21 protein-coding genes and 2 riboswitches are annotated in these 24610 nt (G+C 48.6%); of the genes, 6 read left to right on the top strand and 15 right to left on the bottom strand.

Features of this window, described 5'->3' with window-relative positions:
- Window positions 1–9: 9 nt before the first annotated feature.
- Complete coding sequence (locus AC3Y23_RS21855; RefSeq protein ID WP_379202977.1) at window positions 10–1104, bottom strand: GGDEF domain-containing protein; 1095 nt, start codon at window positions 1102–1104, stop codon at window positions 10–12.
- A gap of 195 nt (window positions 1105–1299) precedes the next feature.
- Window positions 1300–1399, top strand: a riboswitch (purine riboswitch).
- A 178-nt stretch (window positions 1400–1577) separates the two neighbouring features.
- Here AC3Y23_RS21855 and AC3Y23_RS21850 point away from each other — a divergent pair.
- Window positions 1578–3014, top strand: coding sequence for an NAD(P)/FAD-dependent oxidoreductase (locus tag AC3Y23_RS21850; RefSeq protein WP_379202975.1), 1437 nt, complete (start codon window positions 1578–1580; stop codon window positions 3012–3014).
- Here the strand turns inward: AC3Y23_RS21850 and AC3Y23_RS21845 are convergent.
- Window positions 2949–3281 (bottom strand): hypothetical protein, encoded by a 333-nt coding sequence (locus AC3Y23_RS21845; RefSeq protein ID WP_379202973.1) that lies wholly within the window; start codon window positions 3279–3281, stop codon window positions 2949–2951. The genes AC3Y23_RS21850 and AC3Y23_RS21845 overlap by 66 nt on opposite strands.
- Window positions 3282–3379: 98 nt before the next feature.
- On the bottom strand, window positions 3380–3979 hold the full coding sequence (locus AC3Y23_RS21840; RefSeq protein WP_379202971.1) for a nucleotidyltransferase family protein: 600 nt from the start codon (window positions 3977–3979) through the stop codon (window positions 3380–3382).
- 697 nt (window positions 3980–4676) lie between these two features.
- On the opposite strand from AC3Y23_RS21840, the gene AC3Y23_RS21835 reads away from it, so the two are divergent.
- From AC3Y23_RS21835 to AC3Y23_RS21825, 3 genes are all read left to right on the top strand, one after another.
- Entirely contained in the window at window positions 4677–6341 is a 1665-nt protein-coding gene (locus tag AC3Y23_RS21835; protein ID WP_379202969.1) for a LytS/YhcK type 5TM receptor domain-containing protein, read from the top strand.
- Window positions 6338–7069 carry a LytR/AlgR family response regulator transcription factor gene (locus AC3Y23_RS21830; RefSeq protein WP_379202967.1) on the top strand — a complete coding sequence of 244 codons (732 nt, stop codon included), beginning with the start codon at window positions 6338–6340 and terminating at the stop codon, window positions 7067–7069. The genes AC3Y23_RS21835 and AC3Y23_RS21830 overlap by 4 nt, the downstream gene beginning before the upstream one ends.
- Window positions 7070–7193: 124 nt before the next feature.
- Complete coding sequence (locus AC3Y23_RS21825; RefSeq protein ID WP_379202965.1) at window positions 7194–8498, top strand: L-lactate MFS transporter; 1305 nt, start codon at window positions 7194–7196, stop codon at window positions 8496–8498.
- A gap of 662 nt (window positions 8499–9160) precedes the next feature.
- Here the strand turns inward: AC3Y23_RS21825 and AC3Y23_RS21820 are convergent.
- Window positions 9161–9520 (bottom strand): MerR family transcriptional regulator, encoded by a 360-nt coding sequence (locus AC3Y23_RS21820; RefSeq protein WP_379202963.1) that lies wholly within the window; start codon window positions 9518–9520, stop codon window positions 9161–9163.
- A 120-nt stretch (window positions 9521–9640) separates the two neighbouring features.
- Between AC3Y23_RS21820 and AC3Y23_RS21815 the strand changes: the two genes are divergently transcribed.
- Window positions 9641–10279 carry a nitroreductase family protein gene (locus AC3Y23_RS21815; RefSeq protein WP_379202961.1) on the top strand — a complete coding sequence of 213 codons (639 nt, stop codon included), beginning with the start codon at window positions 9641–9643 and terminating at the stop codon, window positions 10277–10279.
- Window positions 10280–10507: 228 nt separating this feature from the next.
- Here AC3Y23_RS21815 and odhB read toward each other — a convergent pair whose 3' ends face one another.
- Both odhB and AC3Y23_RS21805 read right to left on the bottom strand, forming a co-directional pair.
- Window positions 10508–11821 (bottom strand): 2-oxoglutarate dehydrogenase complex dihydrolipoyllysine-residue succinyltransferase, encoded by a 1314-nt coding sequence (gene odhB, locus AC3Y23_RS21810; protein ID WP_379202959.1) that lies wholly within the window; start codon window positions 11819–11821, stop codon window positions 10508–10510.
- 52 nt (window positions 11822–11873) lie between these two features.
- Entirely contained in the window at window positions 11874–14747 is a 2874-nt protein-coding gene (locus AC3Y23_RS21805) for a 2-oxoglutarate dehydrogenase E1 component (RefSeq protein ID WP_379202957.1), read from the bottom strand.
- 520 nt (window positions 14748–15267) lie between these two features.
- A riboswitch (cyclic di-GMP riboswitch) is annotated at window positions 15268–15352 on the top strand.
- 27 nt (window positions 15353–15379) lie between these two features.
- Between AC3Y23_RS21805 and AC3Y23_RS21800 the strand changes: the two genes are divergently transcribed.
- Entirely contained in the window at window positions 15380–15532 is a 153-nt protein-coding gene (locus tag AC3Y23_RS21800; protein WP_246316984.1) for an anti-repressor SinI family protein, read from the top strand.
- A gap of 105 nt (window positions 15533–15637) precedes the next feature.
- Here AC3Y23_RS21800 and AC3Y23_RS21795 read toward each other — a convergent pair whose 3' ends face one another.
- From AC3Y23_RS21795 to AC3Y23_RS21755, 9 genes are all read right to left on the bottom strand, one after another.
- Window positions 15638–15967, bottom strand: a complete 330-nt coding sequence (locus AC3Y23_RS21795; RefSeq protein ID WP_217622300.1) for a helix-turn-helix domain-containing protein — start codon at window positions 15965–15967, stop codon at window positions 15638–15640.
- A gap of 181 nt (window positions 15968–16148) precedes the next feature.
- Entirely contained in the window at window positions 16149–16736 is a 588-nt protein-coding gene (locus tag AC3Y23_RS21790) for a TasA family protein (RefSeq protein WP_379202955.1), read from the bottom strand.
- Window positions 16737–16807: 71 nt separating this feature from the next.
- Window positions 16808–17401 carry a TasA family protein gene (locus AC3Y23_RS21785; RefSeq protein WP_379202952.1) on the bottom strand — a complete coding sequence of 198 codons (594 nt, stop codon included), beginning with the start codon at window positions 17399–17401 and terminating at the stop codon, window positions 16808–16810.
- A gap of 91 nt (window positions 17402–17492) precedes the next feature.
- Window positions 17493–18080 carry a signal peptidase I SipW gene (sipW, locus tag AC3Y23_RS21780; protein WP_379202949.1) on the bottom strand — a complete coding sequence of 196 codons (588 nt, stop codon included), beginning with the start codon at window positions 18078–18080 and terminating at the stop codon, window positions 17493–17495.
- A 3-nt stretch (window positions 18081–18083) separates the two neighbouring features.
- Window positions 18084–19391 carry a hypothetical protein gene (locus tag AC3Y23_RS21775; RefSeq protein ID WP_379202947.1) on the bottom strand — a complete coding sequence of 436 codons (1308 nt, stop codon included), beginning with the start codon at window positions 19389–19391 and terminating at the stop codon, window positions 18084–18086.
- A gap of 317 nt (window positions 19392–19708) precedes the next feature.
- Window positions 19709–19927, bottom strand: a complete 219-nt coding sequence (locus AC3Y23_RS21770; protein ID WP_379202945.1) for a hypothetical protein — start codon at window positions 19925–19927, stop codon at window positions 19709–19711.
- Between the two features lie 267 nt (window positions 19928–20194).
- A complete protein-coding gene (locus AC3Y23_RS21765; RefSeq protein WP_379202943.1) occupies window positions 20195–20761 on the bottom strand; it encodes a PadR family transcriptional regulator in 567 nt (188 codons plus the stop codon).
- Between the two features lie 3 nt (window positions 20762–20764).
- The gene (locus tag AC3Y23_RS21760) at window positions 20765–22288 is read right to left on the bottom strand and encodes an MDR family MFS transporter (protein ID WP_379202941.1); all 1524 of its coding nucleotides are present in this window, start codon (window positions 22286–22288) and stop codon (window positions 20765–20767) included.
- Window positions 22289–22485: 197 nt separating this feature from the next.
- Window positions 22486–24282: a bifunctional diguanylate cyclase/phosphohydrolase gene (locus AC3Y23_RS21755; RefSeq protein WP_379203192.1), complete on the bottom strand. Its 1797-nt coding sequence runs from the start codon at window positions 24280–24282 to the stop codon at window positions 22486–22488.
- Window positions 24283–24610: the final 328 nt, after the last annotated feature.

Below are 24610 nucleotides of genomic sequence, written 5' to 3'. Positions count from 1 at the left end.
TGAAAGTTTTTATAGAGCTACAATTCGGTTTTTTCCCGATTTCTTCGCTTCGTACAATGCATCATCGGCTTTCTGGAATACATAGCTCTTGGAGTCGGCACCTGCAAAATCATGCATGCCAATGCTCACGGTGATAACCTGACCCTCCATCTCCTCAATGGGGTGGCCAGCAATTTCCGCACGGATAGTCTCCATAATTTCATGTGAGCTTTCGAAAGACTTGGCATTCAAGATCACAACAAATTCCTCTCCACCGTAACGTGCGGCAAAATCATCGGGATAGATGTGTTTGAGGACAACGGATGCCACATGCTTCAGCACGATATCTCCGACCCAATGTCCGAACCTGTCATTGACCTGCTTGAAATTGTCGATGTCCAGAACCGCCAGTTGCATCGGGAACGGGTTGCTCTGCTGATGCTCAATCAGCCAGCCCAAATATTCGTGGAAGGTCTTATGGTTGTATAAGTCCGTCAAAGGATCAATCTTGGATAATCGGTCCATGATGATATTCTGTATCCGTAGATCCTGCTCTGACTTCTCTGAATTCTCCAGCGATTGAATCAAGTCTCGCCCGCGTCCGATGATTGCGAACCCGGCTAGTGAGGTTCCTGCAAATATGGTAATGATGATAATGTTCTCGGTGTACTCTATATAGCTATAATTCACACCTGTTCCGAATAATACTGCTGAGTAGATCAGGCAGATCACAGAAGATCCGATCAGATAGCAGCTCTTCAGATAGATCATGGATACAAGCAATGGCATCAGCAGAATGAACTGTTCCACGGCTACATCCGGTGAGATGTGCAGAATAATAATCATGGCATACACATGACTGGCCGCAATAATCGAGATCTCGGAAAAGGAGGGCTTCCAGCGATAGATTCCTTCTAGCAGCAGAAGCAGCATCAGAATCATGGAATCGGGAAGTACCATGCGGATATGAATATACTCGCTCTCCGAAATCAGCAGCCTGCCATTGCCCATGACCAGCAAAATGAGCAATTGACCGGCGAAATAGACCAGGAGAATGACCCAGAAAGCGTTCAGTAGCATGCGATTCCAATATTTTTCGCGAGGATTTTGTAGTAGGGACTGCATAAGATGTTCCTCTTTTCAAGTGGCAATATACTTATATATTCGACAAGGTCCTATCGTTTCCTTCTATAACTTGTCATAGGGATAATGTTCGGTTTTTGGTGTTAAAAATAAACCCAAACAGGAAAAAAATGTTTAATATTTAACTATATACGAACTATATATGATATTTAAACTTGACACATACGTATGTTTTCTATAGAATTCGTATTGAAAGTTCGTATATCCCCGAAGATAGGGTTTGGGGGTCTCTACAGGGAACCGTAAATTCCTGGCTACGAATAGGGTGCTTTGGCATACCTATAAGTAGCCGGGATTTTTTTGTTGTTGAATGTTCTAGTAAGCAAAGGTTGGACTGTACAGACGCCCGGTTCTCGTCATAGTTCTGTCAAACAAGCACACAAAGTGATCATATTGTGAGAATGCGTACCGTCCGCAGCAAGGACGGAGAAGCCTTATCTTCGTGGGAGGAACAAATGAGTAAATATGATGTAATTGTCGTTGGTGCCGGTCCGGCCGGAATATTCGCTTGCTATGAGCTAACACGCAAGGCCCCGCATTGGAAGGTGCTGCTCGTAGATAAAGGTCATGATATTTATCGCCGCAGTTGTCCAATTCTGGAGGAGAAAATCAAGCTCTGTCCGCCAGCCTCCGGTCGCAAGGAGTTTGCGGGCTGTCTGCCTGCTTGTTCCATAACCGCCGGTTTTGGGGGCGCGGGCGCATACAGTGACGGCAAGTTTAATATCACAACCGAGTTCGGTGGGTGGATGACGGATTATCTGGCACCTTCGAAGGTGCTCGAGCTAATCAACTATGTAGACGGGATTAACCTGGAGCATGGGGCCACCGATCTAATTACCGATCCTACAACGGACAGTATCCGGGATATCGAGCAGCGTGGTTATGCGGCTGGATTGAAGCTGTTGCGGGCGCAGGTTCGCCACCTCGGAACAGAGCAGAACCTCGAGATTCTGAAATCTATATATGAATATTTGAAAACACGTATCGATATGATGTATAAAGCAGAAGTACAGGACTTGATAACGGTCAAAGAGGATGGAACTCACCGGGTGACCGGCATTTCCATGAAGAACGGGGAGAGCTACGAGGCCGATCTGGTCATGATTGCACCGGGCCGTGACGGCTCGGCCTGGTTGACTGAGGTGCTGAAGAAGCGCCGTCTGAAGATGTACAACAATCAGGTGGACGTTGGCGTTCGAGTCGAGACTTCGGATGTCGTGATGCAGGAGATTAACGAGCATCTTTATGAAGGGAAGTTCATTTTCAATACTTCTGTGGGTACGCGTGTCCGTACCTTCTGCAGTAATCCATCCGGTCATGTGGTGGTGGAGAATCACAGCGGGGTCATGGCAGCGAATGGGCACTCCTATAAGGATCCGGCACTCGGGTCCAAAAATACGAATTTTGCCCTACTGGTCTCGCATAAGTTCACAGACCCGTTCGACAAACCGAACGAATATGCCCGGGAAATCTGTAAGAGAGCTAATGACTTGTCCAGCGGCGGCGTCATCGTCCAGAAATATGGTGATATCCTGCGTGGACGGCGCTCTACGGAGACACGGATCAGCGAAGGATTCCTGGAACCAACGCTGAAGGAAGCCGTGCCGGGTGATTTGGGACTGGTGTTGCCTTACAACACCATGAAGAGCCTAATCGAGATGGTAGAGGCGCTGGAGAAAGTCACGCCGGGAATTGCTTCCGAGCATACACTCTTCTATGGCGTGGAAGCGAAGTTCTACTCCGCCCGTCCGAAGCTTACGGAAGCGATGGAGACGGAGATATCCGGCCTCTACTGCGGCGGAGACGGTGCGGGCATTACCCGCGGTCTAGCGCAGGCCGGAGCGGCAGGCGTATGGATCGCTCGCGGAATGGTTGAGCGGGCGGGAATATAAAATACAGGGACCAGCTTCTGAGCGCGTATTCTGCTCATAGCCGGTCCCTTTTTGAATATCGTTATTGATGAGTGTCTTGCTCTCTCGCGGTGTAATGGTGGTGATGGTGATGATGATGGTGGTGATGATGAATGTGGTGAATACCCTGGGGGGAGCTGTAGATATGGAAATAAGGATGGGGTGAGGGATAGGGATAGGGATGTTGCGTATGTTCATGACCGTAATATTGTTGTTGGGGATCTCTTTGCTGAAAGCCTTGAACTCCATTGTTTTCTTGTCTCATTGAAGTTCTCCTTTCGTCTATTAATACTGCATTTTATGCCTATGCATAGATAGTGACACTTGACCTAGGTGAATTGGGCTACCTAAACAAGGGTAGGAAAATCATCAACAGCACTTGATGTATGCAGATGAAGTTGGCTCCAGGTCTGTTGCCAGTTTTTTCGCGCGATCCGCTCTACAAAGATTGGGTGGCGTTCCTTGTCTGCTGCAAAATTAGGCGTCGGTTTTAACACCATATTCACCGCATCATCGATCCCGTGTGGAGCTGTCAAGATGATTCGCTTCTCCTCGTCCAGACTAAGCCCAAGCGCAGTTGCGGTCTCAGTGAAGTTCGAAATAGCTTCTGTGGAGGATGAGAATGGTAACATGTTATTAATCAGATGCATGCGAGCTTCATTTTTAACCGACCAAGGGACTGAAGGATCTATGCTTCTTAGTTGCTCCTCCAGTCGTTTCTCCTCTGCTTCATCGAGATTAGAGGGGTCAAAATAGACAACATCAACATCCGGCAAAGGTGTTCTTTCCACGAAGCCATGGAGCGTGTCCCATATTTTTGAACGGACAAAGCCTGCGCACACCCACCAATCTGGTAGATGGAGTAGACTGGCTGTTTCCAGTACCCCCATCATCCACGGATCGTTTTGGACAAGTCGCAGAATATCTTCCTCATTGTTTATTTTCATAGTTATCGCCTCCGTTATTGTAAGCCTCCAGCAAATTTCCCCCAGCCAACCGCTCTAATGCCCCGCTAGCGTTGCCGTTAATACCGCGAACTAGCAATATGGAACAACGTGCGGCTGCAGAAGTCCACAAATACCATGAACCAGCAATATGGAACAATGTGCGGCTGCAGAAGTCCACAAATACCGCGAACTAACAATATGGAACAACGTGCGGGTGTAGAAGTCCACAAATACCGCGAACCAGCAATATGGAACAACGTGCGGCTGCAGAAGTCCACAAATACCACGAACCAGCAATATAGACCTCTTACGGACCCAGGTGACGTTATTGCTCCTGCATCAGCTTTTTTAGTACCTTACGGACTCAGAAGCAGCTATCTACACAGAATCTAACAAAAGAAAGACTAAAGTTTGTCAACAACGGCTCTGGAGTCCGTTAAATCCCCATAAAGTCCTCTTCGGAGGGAATAAGGTCACTGAGGTCCGTTGGTGGTATCGTCATGTATTCATTATAAATATGAATGAGGATGTTACCTAGTGGAAAAGAGGATGATTAGTTCTGAGTTTCGTTGTTCATCTGCCGATAGTCTGTCTAGCTACATAGAGAACTGAAGGATGTACAGATTCGGCCTACAATTGGACAGCGACGGGAACTATAACTATAATGACCGATATATTGTTCTTGGAGGCCGTGACAATGCAACACACGTTTTCTATTTTGATGCAATTGTTCGAAAGAGCCGCGCTACTGCTGATGTGTCTGTTCGTGCTGACCCGTCTGCCGCGGTTTAAAGAGATTTTTCAAAAAGGTGCGTACGCCCCTCAGGAGCTGGCGATTGTAACGGTGGTGTTCAGTCTGTTTGCCATTTTCGGCACCTACAGCGGCATTAACGTGGAAGGCTCGCTTGTGAATGTGCGGATCATTGCCATTATGGCCGGAGGGATACTGTTTGGTCCATGGGTAGGGCTGATCACCGGGGTGATCTCAGGCGTACACCGTTTTCTAATCGATATCGGCGGGGTAACCTCGGTCCCCTGTCTTATCACGAGCGTGATTGCGGGGGTAGTGTCTGGTGTGATTTACCGTCGCAGCTCTGTTGAACGGCGCTGGATCGCCGGCATTCTTGCCGGGATGGCCTGTGAGGCGCTAACGATGGTGCTTATTCTAGGAATGGCACATCCAACTTCGCTTGGGGTGGACATCGTGTCCAAGATTGCTTTTCCGATGATTATCGGCCAGGTCAGTGTAGGCCTGATCGTAATGCTGGTTCAGAGTGTGGAGGGAGAAAAGGAGCGGATCGCCGCCAAGCAATCCAAGCTTGCACTCGATATCGCCAACAAGACGCTGCCGTATTTTCGCAACATCAATCCCGAATCCTTGCATACCATCTGTCAGATCATCAAGGAGGATATTGGAGCGGACGCTGTAGCCATCACAGATACCAGGCTGATCCGCGCATACGTTGGTATAGGGGAAGAGCATTATGCCGAGACCAGCGAGATTATTAGCGATGAGACCAAGCAGACGCTGTCCAGCGGCGAGATTACGATCCGGAACAATGATACCGACCATACCAACCCCCTGATCAAATCGTTGATTATTATCCCGCTTAAGGAGAAGGGCGAGGTGACGGGGGCGCTCAAAATTTACTACACCAAAGCCCATAAGATTACGTATTCCCTTCAGGCTATGGCGGTGGGGCTGTCGCAGATGATTTCTACACTGATGGAAGTATCGCGGGTGGAGGGCATCAAGGAGATGGCGAACAAGGCGGAGCTGAAGGCATTACAGACAAGCATCAACCCCCACTTTCTGTTCAATGCGCTGAATGCGATCATTTCCTCGATTCGGATCAATCCAGATAAAGCACGGGAGCTGATTGTGAATCTGTCCGGGTATATGCGGTATAATCTGGAGCTGACGGATGAAATCATTGATATTAACAAGGAGCTGCAGCAGGTTCAGCAATATGTGGAGATTGAAAAAGCGCGCTTCGGCAGCCGTCTAACGGTGCTTTATGATATCGATGATGAGGTGGAGGTACGCATCCCCAGCCTCATTATTCAGCCGCTTGTGGAGAATGCCATTGTACACGGGATTTTGAAGGAAAAAGGGAAGGGTACCGTGACCATTTCGGTAAAAGATCAGGGTGATACGGTGCGAATCGGTATCCGCGACACTGGAGTTGGCATTTCTGAAGAGACGATCGAGAAAGTCTACAGCGGCGATATGCCGGAGAACAAGATCGGACTATACAATGTACACCAGCGGGTGAAGCTGATCTATGGGAACGGACTGACGATTCACCGACTGGACAAAGGAACGGACATCTATTTTGATGTCAAAAAGGAGAGCCGATGAGAGCGATAATTGTAGAGGATGAGGAGCTGGCCAGACAAGAGCTGGCCTTCTTGATTGAGGCCCACAGCGGAATCGAGATTGCTGCCCAATTTGAGGACGGGCTGGATGCGCTAAAATATTTGCAGAGCCAGGAGGCAGATGTGCTTTTTCTGGATATCAACATTCCTTCCATCGACGGGGTGCTGCTCGCACAGAATATCAGCAAGTTCTCGGTGAAACCCTATATTGTGTTCATCACTGCGTACAAAGAGCATGCCGCTGAGGCGTTCGAGATAGAGGCGTTCGATTATATTCTGAAGCCGTACAGCGAGGTGCGGATCAAAGCGATGCTGCACAAGCTAGAGACAGCCTATGCCGCTCGTGGTCGGCAGGACGAAGAGGGTGAACGTAATCCGCTCAGCGATAAGGTGAATTTATGGAAAAACGAGAAGATCATCGTGGTGGATGCGGACGATATTTATTACGCATCAGCACAGGAGAAGACCACCAGTGTGATGACCAAAAGCGAAGAGTATAGTATGGCGCTCAGCATCAGTGATTTTCATGCCCGGCTGCCGCAGGACAGATTTTTCCGATGCCACCGTTCCTACTTAGTTAATTTGTCGAAGATCAAGGAAATCATTCCTTGGTTCAACAATACGTATCTGCTGCGTCTGCGTGATCTGGAGTTTGAAGTGCCGGTTAGCCGCAGTCGGGTCAAGGAATTCAGGCAGATTATGCGATTGTAAGCGCATTTCATTCCTCATTTCAGTCATCTCATTCCGTATTTCCCTCAAGCGGTGTTGCTTTCGCTACAATGAAGAGGCAATAGAGACTCTTGCAGCGACCAACGAGAGAAAGAAGGAAATGGCTATGACTACAACTACGGATAGTAAAAGTGCCAAACGATGGCTTATTGTACTAGGTACCGTCATAATGCAAATGGGTCTGGGTACGATCTATACCTGGAGCTTGTTCAACGCACAACTGGTCTCCAAATTCGGATGGGAGCTAAGCTCCGTCGCAATAACTTTTTCCATTACCAGCTTCGCGCTGGCTTTCGCAACGCTGTTCGCGGGTAAGCTGCAGGACCGGTTCGGTCTCCGTAGACTAACTGGAACCGCAGGGATCGTGCTAGGACTGGGGCTAATGCTCAGTTCACAGGCCAGTTCTCTCCCGATGTTCTATCTACTGGCAGGATTGATTGTCGGCTATGCGGACGGAACGGCTTATATTACTTCGTTATCTAACCTGATCAAATGGTTTCCCAAAAATAAAGGCTTAATCTCCGGCGTATCTGTTGGTGCTTATGGGACAGGAAGCCTGGTATTCAAATATATTAATGGCAGTCTGATCGATTCGGTGGGTGTATCTAACGCATTCCTTTATTGGGGAATGATGGTGATGGTGATGGTCGTTATTGGTTCGCTTCTGGTTAGAGAAGCTGCGGCGCCAGTCGCTGTGCCAGTTGCTAAGCAGCCTTCATCTGGTGGGGCTCCTGCGAGAACGCGGACAGGTGCAACTGCAACCGCCTCCGGTATTTCCACCGCTGCCAAGGACTATACCGTTAAAGAAATGCTTCGCACCAAAGAAGCGTATCTGCTGTTCATCGTTTTTTTCACCGCTTGTATGAGCGGCCTGTACCTGATAGGCATTGTTAAGGATATCGGCGTGAAGCTGGCTGGACTTGATGTGCAGACGGCAGCCAATGCGGTGGCGATGATCGCGATTTTTAACACAAGCGGACGTCTGATCCTTGGGGCATTATCTGATAAAATGAGCCGCTTGAAGCTGGTGGGTGCATCACTCGTAGTAACCGCTGTGGCGATGCTGACGCTTAGCTTGGCTGATCTGAGCTTTGGTCTGTTCTTCGCCTGTGTGGCGGCAATTGCCTTCTGCTTCGGCGGTAACATTACGGTATTCCCGGCTATTGTCGGTGATTTCTTCGGTCTGAAGAATCACAGCAAGAACTATGGCATCGTCTATCAGGGCTTCGGTATCGGTGCTTTATCAGGATCATTTATTGCCGCTTTACTGGGTGGATTCAAGCCTACCTTTATCGTGATTGGTCTCTTGTGTCTGCTGGCTTCGATCATTGCGATCTCCCTGAAGCCGCCAGTGCAGAAAGAGAAAACAGAAAAGGGATTGAGTCTGAAACCTTACGGGGGGACAGCTTAACCATATATAGATTGTGATGTTGGCCTAAATAAAGAGACAGACAGAGCAAAAGGTAACACCTAAGTAGAGGATGGTTAGTTCATTATGTGGGCTAATCTCCTCTATTTTTGCTTTGCGTTCACTTGATCGCCTATGCTGCTACAGTTGCCATCCCGCCATGTTCCTTCAAGTAACGTTTCTTTTTCCAAAGTCGACTCAGCGTTTAAATAGCGGCATTTTTGTACCTTATATTGATGATTTTAGCGTGAAAAAGGGAATTAAGAGCATTATTGCACCTTATTTTCCTACATATCCCTAAAAAGTTGATATACCTGAAGAATTAACATACAAAAATGCCCTTAATGAATGTTCCCGCTTCGTTGCCGCCGAATTAAGGTACAAAAATGCTCTTATTTATATATTCGTGAGGCTGGTTCTGCTGACGATGGACAAGTTATTGCACATGCTTGGGGGAAAGCACTGTCAGGGAGTGGGTTAGCCCCTATTGATCTTCCCATTGATCTTCATACCCCCTATGGTTATGGAGCCGCGCAGGCTTCCCTTCACTAAAGCTAAGCGGAATGTTAGTTGAATAAATAACTATATAAAGTGAACTTAAGAATAACACCTTACTGATTGATGATATCCGTATATTCACAGGGCATTCTCCAGTCAGTTTAGTTCTAACATTTTGTTTGGAAATTCGCTTTTCCTTCTAAGACTGTATGCAAGAATTTTTTCGATTTTTTCAATCGTTTCTGGACATCTTCAATTTCTTTAATTTTTTGTTCAACAACCTGCTTCTTTACCTCGTATGATAAATTAAGCTCTTGGCTGACTAACAGACTTATTTCCTCTATGGAAAAGCCTACGGATAAAAGTGCCTTTACATCTTCCAGGAACTCAACAATCTCCTTAGAATAAATACGATAATTATTGGCATCTCTTTGCAGAAAGATGTCCGGAATTAGATTTTTACGTTCATAGAATCTCAACGTTGAGATAGGCAGACCCGTTAATTTCGAAACCTCATTTATTTTCATAATCTATGACCTCTTTTACTTGTTGCTATAAACTTAGGTTTATAGTTCATAATGCGAATATGATAACGAACGACATACACAATGTCAAAAAACTACCGTTATCAAGAGGAGAGAAATTCTATGTTTAATAATACTCTAAATAATGATTTCGCCAGTATTGTCAAGGAACGCCGTTCTGTTCGTAATTATGACGAGAACTTTAAAATATCGAAAGAAGAGCTTAGTGAAATAATTGCGGAAGCCAGCCTGGCCCCGTCCTCTGCAAATATGCAGCCTTGGCGTGTAGTTGTGGTGGATACTCCGGAAGGAAAAGAAAAACTAAGACCGCTTGTGCGTTTCAACACTTTGCAAAATGATACTTCATCAGCCATGCTGCTGATTTTTGGCGACACCGAAAGCTATTTAAATGTTGAAGAAATTTACAACACAGCTGTGGAACAAGGAAAAATGCCAGCAGAAGTACGTGATAGCCAGGTTCAAACGATCCTGTCGATGTATCCAACTTTACCGAAAGAATTGAAAATCGAAGTGGCAAAAATCGATAGCAGCCTGTTTGCTATGCAGTTAATGTTAGTCGCTCGTGCACATGGGTATGATACGAATCCAATGGCAGGCTTTGAAGTTGATCAGGTAGCCAAAGCATTTGATTTAGATGAAGAACGCTATGCGCCAGTAATGATTATCTCCATAGGCAAAGCGAAGGAAGCAGGATATGAATCCGTGCGGTTAAGCTCTGACAAGATTACATTTTGGAGATAAGCATTTGTATTAACGAGAGGCGATCATTCAATAAAAAATAGCGGTAGTCTAGTACTTTATATCGTCCATGACTGCCGAATTTACTTCCATTGGGAAGGTTAAGGTACAGAAGCTAAGCAAGACCGATAAGTATGGTCGTAAAAAAAGGAGGTCCCTGGAGCAACGCTCCGGGAATCTCCTTTTTGATTGATATGTTTGCTTCCTCATGGCCAACCTGGATGAAGGCAATTAGCCTTCCAACAGCAGCGCTTCCGGATCTTCCAGCAGTTCCTTGACTTTGACCAGGAAGCTTACGGCTTCGGAGCCGTCGACGATCCGGTGGTCATAGGACAGGGCGATATACATCATCGGCCGATTGACAGTAGTCTCTTCGTCCAGTGCAATCGGGCGCAGTTGGATTTTGTGCATACCCAGGATACCTACCTGTGGGGTATTAAGGATCGGTGTAGAGAGCAGTGAGCCGAACACTCCGCCGTTAGTTATCGTGAATGTGCCGCCTTGCAGCTCAGCCAGGCTAAGCGTGTTGGCCCGTGCTTTAGCGGCCAGCGCACCGATTTCCCGCTCGATCTGCGGGAAGCTCAGCCGGTCCGCATCGCGGACGACCGGTACGACCAGACCTTCCTTGGCCGCAACGGCAATGCCGATATCATAGTATTTCTTCAGCAGCAGATCCTCGCCGTCGATCTCGGCGTTAAGCATTGGATAGGCCTTCAAGGCGCCGATCACGGCCTTGGTGAAGAAGGACATGAAGCCGAGCCCGACATCATGCTTCTCTTTGAAGTTATCCTTGCGGCGTTTGCGGATATCGAGAATCGCCGTCATGTCCACCTCGTTGAAGGTGGTCAGCATCGCCGCTGTCTGCTGCGCTTCCACCAGACGGCTGGCAATAGTCAGCCGTCTGCGCGACATGCGCTTGCGCTCAGTCGCTTTGCCGTCCTCCGGGTGCGGCGCTTTGCCCAGCGCCGCAAGCGGCTTCGCCGCCTCCGGCTTGCCTTGCGGCGCCGGAGCAGCTGGCGCAGCAGCACTCGCTGCGCCATGGTCCTGTACATCGGCCTGGCCAATCCGGCCGATTGGGTCACGGGCGCTAACCTCGCCAAGGGCGATGCCGCGCTCCCGTGCCAGCTTGCGCGCGCCCGGCGTAGCCAGGGCCGCGGAGCTGTCGCCCGCGCCCACAGCTACGGGCGCGGGACTTGTAGCGGGTGCAGGCGCTACCGCTACTGCCTGAGGCGCGGCGGCGTTGCTGCCGCCTGCCGCTTCCTGTGCGGCCACGGTGTTACTGCCGTTCGCCGCTTTTGGCGTGCCGGCTGCTGCCGCGCCGATAATGCCGATGGCTTCGCCAACGGCTACGTTCTCGCCGGCTTGCCGCAGGATGGAGGAGATGACCCCATCCTCCTCTGCACTAATCTCAAGATTGACTTTGTCCGTCTCCAGCTCTGCCAGTACATCTCCCTGGCCGACAGTATCGCCCTCTTTAACCAGCCATTTGTAGATCGTTCCTTCGGAAATGGATTCGCCTAGATCAGGTACTTTAATTTCAGACACAGGCCGCTACCTCCCCAAACTTTATAGTTTACGCTATAGTGACACCGTCCTCTTAGGAGGACGGTACAGCCGTTTGTACTTGCGAATTCAATTTCAGGGCTTCCGTAACAATTCTACGTTGCTCGTAGGTGTGAACATCTGCATATCCGCTTGCCGGGCTGGAACGCTCCGGACGGCCGATATATTTAACCTTGGTATTCTCGGGAGCGATGGCCCGTAAACGAGGCTCAGTGAAGCTCCAGGAGCCCATGTTCTTCGGTTCTTCCTGTACCCAAACGATTTCCTCCAAAGAACGGAAGGTGCTCAGATGAGCAGCCAGTTCCTGTTCTGGGAACGGGTAGAGCTGCTCCAGCCGCAAGATATGCAGCCAGGACCATTCCTTGCCCTTTGCAGTAGCAGCTTCCAGCTCGGCTTGCAGGTCAATAGCGACCTTGCCGCTGCAAACCACGAGCCGTTTCACTTCAGCCGGGTTTTGGCCGAGCAGCGGCTCAGGCAGTACAGCCTGGAACTGCCCTGAAACCAGTTCGGTTCCGGCAGAGGTGCTGCGCGCGTTGCGGATCAGGCTCTTCGGCGCCATGACGACGAGTGGACGGGCATCTGCTTTGCCGCACAGAGAAGCCTGACGGCGCAGCAGGTGGAAATACTGGGACGCAGTGGTCAGGTTCGCCACCGTCCAATTTTCTTCCGCTGACAGCTGGAGGAAACGCTCCAATCTAGCGCTGGAGTGCTCCGGTCCCTGACCTTCGTAGCCGTGTGGAAGCAGCATAGCTAGGTTGCTGCGCTGTGTCCATTTTGCCCGGCCGGCTGAGATGAACTGGTCGATGATGACCTGCCCGGCATTGGCGAAGTCGCCGTACTGGGCTTCCCAGATCACGAAAGTCTCAGGTGCAAATACGTTGTAGCCATACTCGAAGCCAAGCACCGAAGCTTCAGACAACGGGCTGTTGTACACGCCAAAGGAGGCGTGAGTTTCGCTCAATTGATGCAGCGGAGAGAACAACTCTCCGGTCTCGCTGTCATGCAGGACGAGGTGACGGTGCGCGAAGGTACCGCGCTGTGCATCTTGGCCGCTCAAGCGAATCGGAGTCCCGTCTCTAAGAATGGTCGCGAAGGCCAGAGTTTCTGCCAGTGCCCAGTCCACCTTCTCGCCTTCGTTCAGCGCGTCTTTGCGCCGCTGCAGAATCCGCTGCAACTTAGGATAGACTGTGAATCCGTCAGGAACGCTAAGCAACTCGCGGTTGATCTGTTGGAGCGTAGCAAGAGAGACGGCAGTCAATTTGCTAGGGACAGTCTCTGTCTTCACGGGAACGGAAGTCTTGCTGTCCGCGCTCTTATTTTTGCCTTCTTTCATATTATCATAAGCCTGCTGCAAGATGCTCTCTGCATCGGCATTCATTTGCTTCACATCTTCATCTGTGACGACCTTCTCCTGACGGAGGCGTTCGGCATAGATTCTGTGAACTGTCGGGTGATTGCGGACCTTGCTGTAGACGATCGGCTGGGTTGTTTCCGGATCATCCATCTCATTATGGCCGTGGCGGCGGTAACCGATCAGATCAATGACAAAATCCTTCTTGTACTTATTGCGATAAGCGCTAGCCAGACGAACAGCTGCTACACAGGCTTCCGGGTCATCAGCATTAACATGGATGATAGGGATCTCATAGCCTTTGGCCAGGTCACTGGCATAATGCGTCGACCGAGAGTCCTCGCTTTCGGTCGTGAAGCCGATTCGATTGTTGACGATGATATGAATTGTACCGCCATTCGTATAACCGTCCAGCTTGCCGATATTCAGTGTCTCGGCCACAATGCCTTCACCTGGGAAGGCGGCATCTCCGTGCATCAGCACAGCGATTGCCTTGTTCGTGTCGAGCTTCGGCAGGCCTGGTGTGCTGCGCTCTTCTTGAGCGGCACGGGCGAAGCCTTCTACGACAGGATTAACAAACTCCAGGTGGCTCGGGTTGTTCGCCAGTGTCAGCCTAGTGCGGACGGTTTCGCCTTCACGTACGGCGCGATCAGCACCCAGATGGTACTTTACGTCTCCGGTCCAGCCGTAGTTAATACCCATGGAGCCTTCCGAAGGGAACAGTTCCTTGTTCGGTGAATGATGGAACTCGGAGAAAATGATATCGTACGGCTTGCCCAGGATATGAGCCAGTACGTTCAGACGCCCGCGGTGGGCCATACCCATCAGGATATGCTCGGCACCTTCATGCGCGGCAGCGCGTACGATTTCGTCCAGCATTGGTACCAGGGCATCATTGCCCTCCAGACTGAAACGCTTTTGGCCTACGAAAGTCTTGTGCAGGAAGGTCTCAAACTGCTCCACTTGAATTAGCCGATTCAGCAAATCCTTGCGTTCGGCGGTATTCAATGGCGCAGGTGAGTTAACGGACTCCGCCTGGCTGTTCAACCAGCGAAGTTCCTGTTCATCATGCACATGACCAAATTCGTAGGCTATAGTTTGTGTATAGGCTTGGCGCATCCGGTGAACGGCGTCCCAAGCGGTTTGAATATTATCCGGGACATTCTCCCAAATTAGTGAAGCAGGGAGGGCCATGAGGTCCTCTCGCGTCAATTCATACGTTTCATGATTCAGCCATTTTGTCATAGGATTGTGATCCCGCTCCAGCGGGTCAATATTGGCGGCCAAATGGCCATATATACGAATGTTAGCGATTAGCTTAGAGGCTTTGACAGCCTTGCGAAGCCAAACTGCATCTCCCGAGACGATAGGCTGCGGAGCTGGTTCAGCATCCGGCGCCAGGGGAGGCGGGCCATAAACAGTAAAAAGTTCACGGTAATTATTTTCAACTGAGGAGGGGTCTTTCACAAACTGCTCATACTTCTCCTGAATGTAGCCCAGATTGGGGCCATAATATTTGCTCCAAACAGATTCATTGTAGGGCTCTTTGGCTGCCATGAATACATCCTCCTAACGGATGAACTCCAAACGCGGGGCGCTGGTATGGGCCTTGTTCGGAGCTGTGATGGTTGCGTTTTCATTTCCTTACTATTGTGCTACTTTCGGTGGCCTTAATCAATTCATACTTTCGTCCAATCCAATCGCAAAACGGTATGGTTCAGCCTGGTCATTGATGCCATAGCGCCATAAATAGATTACATCAACAAGTGTAACTATTAAAATAATTCGATAGTCCTCGTTTTTTTTATAAAACCTGATTACAATGCTCGGATATGGGTTAATGGTTCTATAATTAGTCTATTTTGGGTTAGTAGAATTATTAATAAGTTCAAAATTGTGCATTGGGTACAGGTGGTTTCAACTTGGACAGGTATTAGTCAAAAAGAGCTAAACTTTTTACATTTCTCACCTTAGAAATTCCCAGAAAACGACACACTTTTCCGATTCTTTCTTGTATAATGTTATTGCAGTATGGTTTTTAATAATAATTTCTAGCCAGATCCTTTCATGTAAAGGGTCCAGTAAAGGGTAAACCTGTTGAAAGGCAGGGGCACAAAGTCTCGGGTCTAAGGTAGAAATACTACGACGGCCGGACTGCCTGGGGACGCGAAATCTTAGGAGGAGATTTTTTGGATAAGTCCAACCAGGGGAACAACGGAGAACTGCAGACAGTTGATCTGGATTTAGAATGGGTATATTTGCTGCTGAGTGCCAAGAAGGCGGGCATCAAGGCGGAGGAGATTCGCCGTTTCTTTAATGAGAAGGCTTTGAAGGCTATTTAGCAGCTTGAATCATAACAGATACATATAGAGAAGGGCACAGCATATGCTGTGCCCTTCTCTATATGATGGGGCCCCAAGCTATTGAAGCGCTCAGGGCCGAAATCTTTAATCCTTTTGTTCAAGACGCCATTTTTGATAATCTAGAAATTCCTTGAACTCCCGCTTGCTGATGCCGGAGCTCATTGCCTCTTGCACGAGCCGGAACCATTCCGAATCCAGCGGCGTCTCTTCAGTGTCGGAGAGGTCTCCATATAGCAACACGTGAATAGATACTTGTAGTGCGTCGGCAATTTTTTCAATGAATTGGATAGAGGGGTTGGACTGAATATTTCTCTCAACATTACTCAGGTACGACTTGGCCACATCCGCCTTGTCCGCAAGTTCGGATAAGGATAAGCCCTTCTCGACCCGGAGTTCATGGATGCGCCCTCCCATATTATCAGGCACGATGACAACGCCCCTCCGTACTTTTTGTATAAGTATAACAAATTTCCTTGAAACGGACAAAGACACATTGCTGTTCAGAGGAGAAAAGAGGAGGGGATTGGAGCAAAAACCGGCATGTCTTAGCCCGGTGAAGGGTGTAAGAGATGCCGGTAGTTTTTAGGAATCAGACTTATTTTAATTCTCCGGCGCCTTGCTTGGCGTTGAAGGTCAACTTCACGTCCAGTTTGTCACCTTGGAAGATGTTTTGATCCTGGCCGTTCTCAACGAACTCAAAGGCTAATTTGAGCGTCTTGGATTGGGCTGCGGAGATGCCGCCTGGGAAGGCATTGGCTACCAAATCGTAGCCTGGATTGCTCTGCAAATCCTTGAGTGTTGCTTCGGCAACGACATGGCCAGCAATTGAGCCGCTAGTATAGCTGCTGTCAAGGAGCTTTACTTTAAAGTGAGCACCCAGATCCTGTCCGGCGTTGTTGCTGTTAGTATCAGTTACGATATACGTAGTAACCAGCTTCAGTTCTTTAATGTCGAGCGAGCCGCTATTCTGCAGAGTGAAGTTGCGGACAGCGATGTCACCTGGCTTCAGATTGCTCAGGTTCACATTTTGCTCAGGATTAGTATTCAGATCCAGCGTACCAGCGGCGAAAGTTGCTGTGCTTTCCGCTGTATCGCTGAAGTAAGCGAAGGTGCCGCCCCCGATTAAAGACAATCCCAAAGCCGCCGTTGCTACGCCAAGACCCAATGTTTTTTTGATACCCATGAATAAATTCCTCCTCTTATATGGTTAATAAAATGGTAGACAAAATAGTTAATGCGTTGAGATCGAACGGCTTACTTGTATTCGCCAGCGCCTTGTTTAGCCTCGAAGGTCCACTTCAATTTCAGGCTGTCTCCCTGGTAGTAGTTCTGAGGCTGGAGGTTGTCGACAAAGGCAAACTGAACAGACAGCTTATCCAGAGTTCCTGCCTTGATCCCTGATTTTTCGCCGAAAACTGAACCAAGGATGCCTGCTTTTACAAGGTCAGGCGAAAGGTTTTCCAGCTCAGACAGTTTTTTAATCAGAACCGGAGAAGTGATCTTGTCTTTATTAACCAGGAAGGTGACCACGATGTCATCTTTCAAGTTATGGGTTCCATTGTCATTGTTCACGTCTATAACTTCAGTTGCCGTTTTCAGCAGCACTTGGGAAATATCAAGTGAGCCGCTATTCTTCAGCTTGAAGTCTCTGGTGATGATATCACCTGGCTTGAGATTGTTGAGGTCCACGATCACAGAGGGATCAGAATCCAAGCTCAATGTTCCGTTGTTAAAAGAAGCTGTACTTTGCGCGGTATCGCTGAAATATGCGAAGGTTCCCCCGCCGACCAAAGTCAATCCAAGCGCTGCTGAGACAACGCCCAGCCCCAGTGTTTTTTTAATATTCATTCTTTCATCCCTCTCTCGATCTTTTTAGTTTCTGACTTTACGTCATGTATATTGTTGCTCCACGTTTCGTAAACGGGAGTTTACAATCCTATTAATGTAAGGTGTCCGGCAGTGACTCAGCAGGGGCAGGCACATTATTCTTCTTTTCCAGAGCGGTGATAGCTTTCCAGGTACTGTATAACGCGTACAACAGGAGCAGGAGACCTGGTACGATCATTAGCAGCACGCTACCTGCCTTGGAAACTGCGAAGTTCATGGCATAACCAACATAAGGAACGGTAAAGCCGGTATACTCTCCGATCACGTTGGTCGAACTGACCGGGGACATGTCGGCAGCGTTATTGTTGTCGCCCTTGGTTGTATAGCTGGCCTCGCCAATGGCGCTGTTCATGCTGACATCGACGATACGGTGGGTGATCAGAATGTTCTCTGGATTCATGAAGGTAATGACATCGCCTTTCTGGAAGCGGGTCATATCACCACCGGGTTTGAGCGCAATGATGGAGCCGGTATGGATGCCCGGTTCCATGGAACCGGATAGGACCGTCTTGATTTGATAACCGAAGAAGGTAGGCTCTCCGCCTGAGGCCTTGGAGACTACAACTGCTGCGACTACCACCAGGAACACGATAAGCATCAGGGTGGTTATCGTATTGCCAATGATTTTTTTGATAAGCATTTCTTAATCGCCGCCTTTAATGGAATCTGATTCTGGAGAAGCAGAGGGTGCTGGAGTTGCCGAAGGAATTGAATTCGTTACTGGCAAAGTTGTAGCTGAAGGCGACGGCTCTGCGGACGGCTGTACGTTCGGTGTTTCCTCAGGTGTGGAGATAGGGGCAGGCTCTCCGCTCGGGGAGTCTGCGGGCTCAGCAGTAGCTGTTGGTATTGGAGAGGCCGATGCCGCTGGTTCGTCCGTTCCGTTGTTCTTGCCATCAGGATCGGGGTTGCCGGCCGGAGGTGTTTCTGGCTTAGGTGCACCTTTATCCGGCTTGCCTGCTTTTTCCTTGGCTTTCTCAGCAGCTTCTTCCTGCTTTTTCTTCTCCTCTGCTTGCCGTTCTTCTTCCTCCTTGCGGGCTTGTTCCAGCAGCTTGGCTTTTGCCTCGGCGATCTGCTCTTGCTGTCCTTTCAGAGTGTCAATCTCGCTGGCGAGGGAACGCTTAGCCTCGTTCATCTCTGTATTCATCTGTTCATAGCTAGACTGTAACTCCGTGGAGACTTCTGTTTGGGGTGTGTAGGCTCTGGCGAAGAATGTCAGGATGGGCTCCTGGGTCAGGAAGGCCGGAATGTTTGGTTCCAGCAGGGATGTAACAGGACTCTCCGGAGGAAGTGAACCTCCGAGTTCATGAATTGAGACGAGATAATTTAGAATTCCGGTCAAGGTGGTTACAAGAGATTCGGACAGTACGTTGCTTTGACTAAGGCTGCTTTGGAACTCCTCGAAGAATTGGGCATCGCGGATTTCCAGACAGTTGGGTTCTAAGTTGATCATATACCCTCCGATCTGGGACAAAATTCGGGCAGAGCTTGCAACCTCTTGCATAATCTCTAGCCAGACCCCTGCATTGAAGCTAAGCTGGCTATCAAGCGCACCAATCTCACCGGTAGCCGCTGTAATCTGCTGCGCGGTCTCCTGCGCGGCATGGTCCAGCTCTTCCAGCGACAAGCCTTCGACCGCTGCGGAGCTTCCCAAAGCTAGCGTGACAGAGTGGCTGTTCAGTGAAGCTGTGAGTTCGTTAATCCTTTTAATGTGGTCGCCCAATTCCTGCAGCAGCTTCTCGATCTGGCCGGGGAATACTTTGCACAGCTCTATTGTGGTGTTCTGCTGCTTCGAAGTGTTGAATTCACCATAAGTGCTGCCGATCTGATTGGACGTATAAAGGAAAAGAACCGATATGGCCATGCCTGATTGCAGCATTCGCAGACCGATATGCTTACGTTTTCTTTTTCGTTGGCGAGCTGATCTAGGATACAGAGGAATACCTCCTCTCATTTCTTACCGGGATGCCGGTTCGCTATATTTGTTCTTTATTAAGAACGATGTGATAACCAAATCATACACGGGCACTAGGAAAAAGAAAACCGCTAATTTCATTGATTTGTGCTTTATAAAGAACTAAAAATGCTTATTATCTCTTATATACTCTGTATATCGCTAGTTTTCTAATAAAATTCGTAATAAAGAACGATATTGTGTGCCTGATTATGAAAAAAACCGGACCACATTTAATGTGGTCCGGTTCGTTACGTTTTGATCATTAGAGTAGGGGGACTAAGAGGGGGATAGAGAATGTTCCCTCCTTTTTGTGATTAAAAACCTGTATTGTATTTCTCCTCACTGGAAGAGCGGTGTTTGGTGTTGTCCTTGTCTTCCTTCTCTTCGTGCCTCTCCAGATTCAGATCTTCCATCGGAATTGCGTCAACGGTTGCTTCACTTTCGTACATCTCGAACAGGCTTTCCTGATCTGTAGGGTACTGTTCGGGATTATCAAGGCTGGTGCCTCCGAACGGTTTCTTGGGATTGCTCATAACATGTTCCCTCCCTTGCCTAATAATGATGAAGCTGGTTATTTCTTAAGGGTTATGACGACAGTGTGCCCGTGATCTTACTAATCCATAACCATTCTAGACCCGACAGATTTGTTTCTACCCGTATCCTTGTTAGTAGCATTCAGCTTACCGACGGTCATCACCCTTTAATGTGCAATTTTGAGCTGGTCCAAAAAGTAATATCTGATTAGATAAAATACCATTAAATCCTTGGCATTGGTTAATGCATACAAAAAACAGAGGCCCTCAGGCCTCTGTATCCAGTGATGTTCCGATATCGCATAGTTTGTTGGCCAGCACATCCTCATAAAGACGCTTAAGCCACTTTAGTTCGGTAAGACAATGCTCGTACCGTCCATACATTACATGCAGCACAGATCGGGGCACGAGGGGGATATGCTCTTCATAAATCTGATAGGTCAGATTGACATCATGTTCTGCCTTCAGAACACGTTCGTTCAGCAGTTCTGCAAGCTTTTCCTGGTCTACATAGCGGGAGAAGGCGAGTGGAATATATAGTGGATGGAAGACAGGATCATTCTTCTTGATCTGCTGCAGGATGAGCTGCTCGAATATATTCTTGCCCTTGTCAGTAATGCTATAGATCGTCTTGTCAGGTCTGTCCTTGCTGCTTATCACTTCTACCGCTTCAATGAGCCCATCTTGCGACATCTTGTCGACAGCATAATAGAGTGACCCCATCTGCAGCTTCATAATCTGGTCCATTCGGCGATCCTTCATCACCAGTGTGATTTCATACGGGTGCATGTTCCGTTCCAGGAGCAGGCCGAGAACTGCAAGTTTAATGGACATGGCTTACCTCTTGGAGGGGGACGTCTGTGCCGATTTACCTGGAATCAACAGACGGTCACCTGGCGGCATCAGCAGCACGAAGACCAAAGCGAGTACTGCAGGGACCAAGGCCCACAGGAAGGTATCCGCAATGGATGTGGAGAGTGCAGATGATATTTTCTCCAGAACTGGTGCTGGAATCTTGGCTCTGGCTTCCGGAGTCAAAGCGGCACGTGGATCACCGAACGCCGCGGTTTGGCCACCGGCACCAAAGGCTTCAGTTAAGCTATTCGTAAAGCTGTTACGCTGAATAATCCCAAAGATCGTAATCCCGAGCGTCATCCCGAGCGAACGCATAAATGTGTTGGTGGAAGTAGCAGAACCGCGTTCACGCATCCCGAAGTTATGGATGGAGGCCATGCTCAGAACCGAGAAGGAGAAGCCGACGCCGAAGCCAGTCAAGGCCATAAATACATTGAGCAGCAGGCGAGAAGTGTCCGGTGACAAAGTGGTCAGCGTGAACACCCCGGCAACGAAGCAGATCGCTGACAGTATCATAATGTTGCGGAAGCTTGTCTTGCTTGCGAGTAGACCACCTGACTGGCTTCCTAGAACGGAACCAATCATCATCGGCATCAGAATTAGCCCGGAATTGGTTGCTGAACCGCCAAATACGCCTTGGACGAAGATCGGAATATAGATGGTTGCCACAATAAAGGCCGAACCATAGAAGAAGGCGGTAATGCTGCTTGTTGCGAACAATCTTTTACCAAACATGGCGAACGAGATGACTGGCTCTGCAGCTACACGTTCGATGAGAATGAATGCGATTAGGAGAACAGCAAAGCCTGCGAACAACCCGAGGATTACGGAGGAGTCCCACGCATATTGATTGCCGCCCAGTTCCAGGGCGAACATGAGGCAGATGATGGCTGCAACCAGTGTGAAGGCTCCGCCCCAGTCAATACGCTGCTTGGAATGGGTAACAGATTCTTTGTAAGACAATGCAATCAGGAAGATGGCGACAATGCCCAGTGGAAGGTTGATGTAGAACACCCATTGCCAGCCTACATAATCAGTGATGTACGCTCCCAGTAACGGGCCTAGTACACTGGAGATACCGAAAACGGCCCCGAACAGGCCGGTGAGCTTGCCTCTTTTCTCAGGCGGGAAAATGTCAAAAACAATCGTGAAGGCGATCGGCATCAGCGCCCCGCCACCGATTCCTTGAACCGCGCGGTAAAGGCTAAGCTGGGTAATCGTAGTCGCCGTTCCACACAGCGCCGAGCCTACCAGGAAGACAATGAGTCCGAACATGAAAAATCGTTTGCGGCCATACATATCGGAGAGCTTGCCGAAGATCGGGGTACCAGCCATGACCATAACCATGTAAGCAGAGGTGACCCATACGATTTTATCCAGCCCGCCCAAGTCGGCAACGATGGTGCCCATCGCCGAAGCTACTATGGTATTGTCCATTGCAGACATCAATATACCGAGCAGCAGGCCTACAACTACAAGTTTAAGATTACTTTCTTTCGAATGCATGCGTACAGGCTCCTTTTTATTATAGTGTTCAACATCAGAAAATCAGGAAACATGGATATTATATTCAAATTTGAATAGGGTGGCAATATGCAAATTTCTTTTATAGTTATTCTGGGCACTGTCTGAAAAATGTAGTCAAAGAAAAAGAGCACCGGAAGCGATGCTCTTCAATAGATACTGAATATAAGTCTATGAGCTTAGGATGTACCTTGTAACGCCTGCTCTGAACCCACGTCTTCTGTTGGGAATGCTCTGGATTCGATATAGTTGATGAAGAACTCTGTCAACTGCGGATCGAACTGGCTTCCCGCGCAGGCTCTTAGCTCCACGATGGCTTCTGTTATGGATTTTGTAGGCTGGTAAGGTCGTTCGGTAGTCATGGCGTCAAAAGAGTCGATGATGGTCAGCATCCGGCACAGGCGGGGAATTTCCTCACCTTTGAATCCGTAGGGGTATCCTTGTCCATCATACCTTTCATGATGCAGCTCGATGTAGGGCGCCAGATCCTTGAATTTTTCATTGGTCATCGCCATTCGTTTGCCCCAAGTGACATGCCATTTCACCATTTCCCATTCTTCAGGCGCCAGCTTGTCCTGCTTGTTGAGGATGCCCCATGGAATCTCCAGTTTCCCGATATCATGAATCAGCGCACCCAGGGTAAACTGACGTTTGGTGAGATTGTCCAGATTGAGCATTCCGCTGATGTCCAGGGCATATTGAAACACTCGCTTGGAGTGCTTGAAGGTCTCCAAATCTTTGTACATGAACAGGTTCAGCTGCTGCTCAATGTCCCGCACGTCCTGGCTGAAATCAATCTCGCGTTCCAATGGCGATTGGTTGCCATAAATATGGACCATATTCTTGCCCTGCTTCTTGGCATAATACAAAGCCTGATCCGCGTGTTCGACAAGTTCTGATTTCTCATGCACATCTGGTCTGTAGCCAGCGATGCCTGCCGAGAAGGAGAGACAACCTTGCGGGAAAATTTCTACCCCTTCGAAAGGGGAACGGTTCAGTGTCCTACGCAGCCGTTCGATGAACTGCTTGGCTTGAACTGTATCATGCGCAGGCAGGAGCAGTGTGAATTCCTCGCCGCCATAACGGGAAACGATAATCTCCGTCCCCTTGGACTCTTTTTTCAGCAGCTCTGCGAGGAAGACAATTAGCCCGTCGCCTTTCAAATGACCGAAATGATCATTGTATTTCTTGAAGTCATCAATGTCGATCATGGCCAGGGAAAGCGCAGAGCCGTCGGCCTTGGACTTGCGCATGGCTTCTTCCAGCGCCGTCTCGAAATAGCTGTGGTTAAACAATCCAGTGCGCTGATCCCGGTTGGCACGTTCCTCAATGCTGCGGTACATCGCGAACAATTGTTTGAATGAATAGGAGAGCAGCACGCTTAGACATAGAAATAGTGCCAGTCCGACAAATTCGTTGTGGGACACCAGAATAGTTAATACAAGTGAAAGCACCAGCGTGCTAAGATACGCCAGAAGGGTATCTCTGAGCATCCCTTTGAGCGTATCGTACAAATTTTCGTGGAAGACGACGTAATAATAGAGTCCAATCAAGAACGTGTTTAGGATAAAATATACAGCCATGCTTCCGGCATAGGCGTACAGGTGATGGCTCAGCAGAGGACCTTCAGCCCCGCCAAGTGCGGTGAAAATTAGTGAAGATGTACAAATCATGATGGAATAGACTGCAAAATTATTGAGAGGCTTCCACCAAACCTTATTCCGCTCCAGGAAGAAAGAAATAAGAGAAGAGAGCAACAGTACCGTTAATGAAAATGAAGGGCCGAACAGAAAGATGCAGGCCAGGTACACCGAAGAATCCAGGGATAAACCATTGCCCTGTGGAGGAAGCTGAAAAGTGAACACGGTCAGAATGACTGCGGCTGTCGACATGGCGCATATCCATACCCAGTCCGAAGCAGCGTAATGCAGAAAGGCACCCCTATTATAGATGGCAAAGAGACCAAACCCAGCCATGCAAACGATTAGTGCATACAACTGGCCTATATTTCGCCTGAAAAAGTTTAATGTACGGTTGAGCAATATAAGCCCTCCTCTCGTGCAATGTCATGATGTTCCATTATTTTAAGGGAAAGTACCCAAATTTCCTAGGGTCGAGGATACAAAGAATTTATCTGGAAAAACAAGGGTATAATTCTAATTGAATTCGCTTCCATACCCTGAATTCCTGCTATTTTATAACAAAAAACAATTATTTTTACTCATTTTCAGCATCATTAAATCAAAGAAAAGTATGGTGATGTGACTTTTTTGATAGTCTTGACATACCCATGGGGGGTATATT

Source organism: Paenibacillus sp. MAHUQ-45, from assembly GCF_058133325.1.
Note: the sequence above shows the minus strand (reverse complement) of the source record. Positions and strands in the feature narration are given on the sequence as shown.